At 65.0% G+C, this 4,095-nt stretch carries 4 protein-coding genes and 1 pseudogene; 1 reads left to right on the forward strand and 4 read right to left on the reverse strand.

Translation table 11 applies throughout. The features are described 5' to 3' along the window. Positions 1-699, reverse strand: a pseudogene (locus EOA79_RS30230) (carboxypeptidase M32); the annotation flags it as partial. A 147-nt stretch (positions 700-846) separates the two neighbouring features. Here EOA79_RS30230 and EOA79_RS30235 point away from each other — a divergent pair. Continuing rightward, on the forward strand, positions 847-1,200 hold the full coding sequence (locus EOA79_RS30235; RefSeq protein WP_067319482.1) for a DUF1304 domain-containing protein: 354 nt from the start codon (positions 847-849) through the stop codon (positions 1,198-1,200). Between the two features lie 88 nt (positions 1,201-1,288). On the opposite strand, the gene EOA79_RS30240 is transcribed toward EOA79_RS30235, so the two are convergent. From EOA79_RS30240 to EOA79_RS30250, 3 genes are all read right to left on the reverse strand, one after another. After that, positions 1,289-1,714, reverse strand: coding sequence for a hypothetical protein (locus EOA79_RS30240; protein WP_067319480.1), 426 nt, complete (start codon positions 1,712-1,714; stop codon positions 1,289-1,291). 248 nt (positions 1,715-1,962) lie between these two features. Beyond that, positions 1,963-2,991, reverse strand: coding sequence for a peptidoglycan -binding protein (locus EOA79_RS30245; protein ID WP_067319478.1), 1,029 nt, complete (start codon positions 2,989-2,991; stop codon positions 1,963-1,965). A 1-nt stretch (position 2,992) separates the two neighbouring features. Beyond that, positions 2,993-4,012, reverse strand: coding sequence for a MotA/TolQ/ExbB proton channel family protein (locus tag EOA79_RS30250; RefSeq protein ID WP_067319476.1), 1,020 nt, complete (start codon positions 4,010-4,012; stop codon positions 2,993-2,995). Positions 4,013-4,095: the final 83 nt, after the last annotated feature.

Below are 4,095 nucleotides of genomic sequence, written 5' to 3' on the forward strand. Positions count from 1 at the left end.
GTGCGACACCGCCAGCGAGCCATGGGTGAGGTCGAAGCCGACCGCCGCCATCATGGCAAGACCAAGCTCGCGCTGCTTCTCGACGGCGTAGCTGCCGGAGAGCGGCTTGAGCGCGTGCTTCGCCAGCCGCGCATCCTGCATCGCCAGCGCATGCGGCAGGAAATCCTTGAGGAAAGCCTTCAGCTCGACAAACACCGGCGTGATGTCGGCGGCGCGGTTGCCGGGATCGTACTGCTCCATCAGCGCGTCATAGGGGGCGAGGCCGAGCGCCTCGGCGCGCAGCGCCGCTTCTTCTCGGACCAGCGCCACGACGCCTTCCAGTGCCGGCAGGAAGCCCGCCCAGTCATTCTTGGCGCGCAGGTCGCGCCAGAGCTGCTCGGAGCGCATGCGCGCCGTCGTCTGGCGCTCGACAAATTCGACCGGCAGGCAGGTGAGGTTGGTATATTGGCGGCGCAGTTCCCTCACCGCAGCCTGCTGCTCGTCGTTCAGCGGTTCGGCTTCGGCGGCGGCGATCCAGTCGCCGATCTCCGGTGCGGTAGCCTGGGCGTGCAGCATGCCGGCCAAGGCCGACATCGCCTCGGCGCGCTTCTCGCCGCCGCCAACCGCCATGTGGGTCGCCTCATCGGCGCCGAGAATGGCCAGCGCATGTTCCAGCGCTTCGAGCCTATGGCCGAGCTGATCGAGTTTTTGGAAGGACATGGAGGGTTTCCGGCTGCAAAGGGGTTGGCGCGAAAAGATACCAAGGCGCGCAGCTTGGCAACCCTGATCCGCCCGTTCCGGATCAGCCCACCTTGCCTTGCAACAGCGCTGCGTGATCAAGGTTGGGGCCAACGAGCGGAGGGGACAATGATCGGCAATATCCTGACCGGGCTGGTGGCGCTGATCCACTGCTACATCGTCTATCTGGAGATGGTGCTGTGGGACACGCCGCGCGGCCACAAGGCGTTCAACCTCAAGCCGGACTTCGCCAGCGCCTCGAAAGTGCTCGCCGCCAACCAGGGGCTCTATAACGGCTTTCTTGCTACAGGCCTGATCTGGGGGCTCTATCTCGGCACCGGTGGGTTCCAGATCAAGATGTTCTTCCTGCTTTGCGTTGCCGTCGCCGGCCTCTATGGCGGGGCGACCGTCGGCCGCAAGGTCCTGTTCGTCCAGACGCTGCCTGCGGTGCTTGCCATTATCGCGCTTTGGCTCGGCCGGTGACTGAAAAAAGGACGCCCTCGGGCCAGGTCCCTCGGGCGCCAGATCGTCCCTTCCTGGTCTCGAAACGGCAGTCGCGGCCCGAAACCGCTCAGCCGTTCGGATAGTGACCGCCGTCGGCGCCGTCGCCCATCAGGAAGCCGCTGCCGGTATCGGTTCTCAGCTTCTGGTCGACATTGTCGAGACGGCGCAGCAGATCGTGATATTGCGCAGCCGGAATCCTGCCGTGATCCGAAGCGGCTACGTGCTCGGCCACCTGGCTGATGTGCGCGGCGCGCATATGCAGTTGCTGCGCTTCCGAGGCCGAGATGTCGTTTGCTTGCCGCGCGTCGGCGATGCCCTGATCCACACCCTGGACCTGCTCGATCAGGCTGGTCACCCGCGGTCCGGTGAAGTCGGTTGGATCGGTTGCGTCGAGAGCGCCCTTGTGATGTCCGGCGGCGTAGGCGCCGGCGAGCGGAGCGGCAATCAGAATCGCGGCGAGAGTTGCAGTCTTGAGAGATGTCAAAGCGCGCATGACGGCGCGTCCTCCTGCTGGGGAAGGAGCGGCCATCCCGCTCTGCTTCCGAGCTAGTGGGCCGTCCGGTTCCGTCGCGTCGCGATGGGAGGCATCGCCGGCGGTTCCCGGCCCTGCGCAGCAAATTAGGGCCTCCAAGTCGCCGAGTGTAATTAAAAAAAGATAATGTTTTCAGGCCTTGCCGGCGAGCTTCTGCGCGCTAGAGTTGAGCCTGCGAACAAATTCGCGTGAGTTCGCGTGATGCCGGATCAACGTTCGGTGAGCTTCAGTTCAATTCGGCGATTCTTGCTGCGCGCCTCATCCGTGTCGGCCGGATCGAGCGGCTGGAATTCGCCGAAGCCGGCGGCTACCAGCCGGTTCGCCGGCACGCCGTTCTCGATCAGGAACTTCACCACCGAGGTCGCACGGGCGGTCGACAGCTCCCAGTTGTCGCGATAGCGGCCGGTGCCGGACAAGGGCTTGTTGTCGGTGTGGCCATCGACGCGCAGCACCCAGCTGATCTCGGGCGGGATTTCCCTCTGCAGCTCGATGACGGCATCGGCGAGCTTCTTCATCTCGACCTTGCCGGCATCGTTGATCTCGTCGGAGCCGGTCGGGAACAGCACTTCCGACTGGAAGACGAAGCGGTCGCCGACGATGCGGATGTTCTCGCGGTCGGCGAGGATCTCGCGCAGTCGGCCGAAGAAATCGGAACGGTAGCGGTTGAGCTCCTGAACGCGCTGCGCCAGCGCCACGTTCAGGCGGCGGCCGAGATCGGCAATCTTGGTGTTGGACTCGCGGTCGCGCTGCTCGGACACGTTGAGCGCGTCCTCGAGCGCCGCGATCTGCTTGCGCAGTGCGGCGATCTGCTGGTTGAGGATCTCGACCTGGCTCAGCGCTTGCTGGCTGATCTGGCGCTGGTTGCTGAGTTCGCCGGACAGCGCGTCTGCCCGCTTGTTGGCCGCGTCGCCGGCGCCGGCACCCTGCTCCAGCAATTGCTGAAGACGGCTCTTTTCCGCCTCCGCCGCCGACAGCGAGGCCTGCAGATTGGCGAGCGTGTCTTCCTTGTCCTGGCTGTTCGAGCGCTCCAGCGCCAGCAACTGCGTCAGCTCGTTGATCTGCGAGTTGAGGCGGCTGAGCACCGTGTCCTTGCCGGAGATTTCGCGGCTGAGCAGGAATTGCGCCAACACGAAGACCGTCAGCAGGAACATGATGGCGAGCAGAAGCGTCGACAGCGCGTCGACGAAGCCGGGCCAGTAGTCGATGCGGCGATCGGCGCGCCGCCTTGCCAGCGCCACGTCAGTGCACTCCGGTCTTCTTCAGGGCGTCAGCGATCTTTTCCAGCGTGTTGCGCATCGCCTTCTGTTCGTCCGACTGCGCCTCGACCCAGTCGCGCATGATCTGCTGTTCGGAGCGCATGTTCTTGACCAGTCCGGAAATGCCGTCCGCGAGGTTGGCCATGGCGGTGGCGACGCGCGGGTTGGAGCCGCCGCCGTTTTCCTGCAGGCTGCGCAGCCGTTCCGACAGCAGGCGGATCTCCTCCGACGGCTCGGCGCGCGCCGATTCCGACACGACGATATCGGACGAGAGATCGGTGACCGAGGACAGCCAGTTCTCGAGCTCGGTGTAGAAGCGGGTCTGGGCGCGGCCGGCCTGCAGGTCGAGGAAGCCGAGCACCAGCGAGCCGGAGAGGCCGAACAGCGAGGACGAGAAGGCCGTGCCCATGCCGGCGAGCGGCGCCGACAGGCCCTGCTTCAGCGCGTCGAGCACGGCGGCGGCATCGCCGCTGCCGGGGTCGAGCGCCTCGATCGTCTCGCGGATGGAGGCGATGGTGTTGAGCAGGCCCCAGAAGGTGCCGAGCAGGCCAAGAAACACCAGCAGTCCGACGAGATAGCGCGAGGTGTCGCGGCTTTCATCGAGGCGCGTGGCGATGGAATCGAGCATGGTGCGCATCGAAGAGGTCGAGAAGGCGATCGTCGACGAGCGGCCGATCATCGCCTTCATCGGCGCCAGGAGCACCGGCTCGGTGGTCTCGGAGCCGGCGCGGAAGGAATTGACCCAGCGCACCTCTCTGAACAGCCGGCCGACCTGGGCGAAGGCGAGCAGGATGCCGACGGCGAGCACGCCGATGATCAGCCCGTTGAGGCCGGGATTGCTGGAGAAGGCGGAGGAGATCTGGCGGGTGAGGATGGCGGCGATGAAGGCGACGATGACCAGGAAGATCACCATCGTGAGCAGGAAGACCTGCGGGCTCGACAGCTTGTGCGGATCGTAGACCAGGACATCCGAGCGCCTGCCGAAGGATCTGAGAAAAGCCATCCGTGCCCCGTTTCCGATGCCACCCGCCGCAGAATTGTCGCGACTCTAAACGGAATTGTGACCAAATTGAATGGTGCTTGACA

This window comes from Mesorhizobium sp. M1A.F.Ca.IN.020.03.2.1 (assembly GCF_004023205.1).
In the GTDB taxonomy this organism is placed as follows: Bacteria; Pseudomonadota; Alphaproteobacteria; order Rhizobiales; family Rhizobiaceae; genus Mesorhizobium.